Origin of the sequence: Macromonas nakdongensis, from assembly GCF_002837145.1 — a bacterium.
In the GTDB taxonomy this organism is placed as follows: Bacteria; Pseudomonadota; Gammaproteobacteria; order Burkholderiales; family Burkholderiaceae_C; genus Macromonas_B; species Macromonas_B nakdongensis.
On the sequence record NZ_NWMV01000060.1, the window covers coordinates 30,814 to 31,075 of the forward strand.

Annotated in this window: 1 pseudogene; it reads left to right on the forward strand. The window is 75.2% G+C overall.

The window, feature by feature from the left end:
- A pseudogene (locus CON77_RS15355) lies at positions 1-262 on the forward strand (hypothetical protein); the annotation flags it as partial.

The window sequence follows — 262 nt, forward strand, 5'->3', positions numbered from 1 at the left end:
TGCCCGCTGGCAAGCCGCCCACCGTTCTGGAATTCCGCGCCATGTGCTTCCGCGCCCCCAAGCCCGACCGGCCCGCGCTGCCCGAGCCTGCTGCCAGCCCCGAGCGCGTCGCCGCCGAACTGCGCAAGCTGGCCGCCAACGACCAGCAGCCCGCCCGCCGTGACGACCGCGACTGGGCGCGCCGCATCATCGCCCGCCATGAGGCCGGCGAGCGCATCAACCGCACCAGCCTGCGCTTCGCCCGCGAAGCCCTGCACCTGGC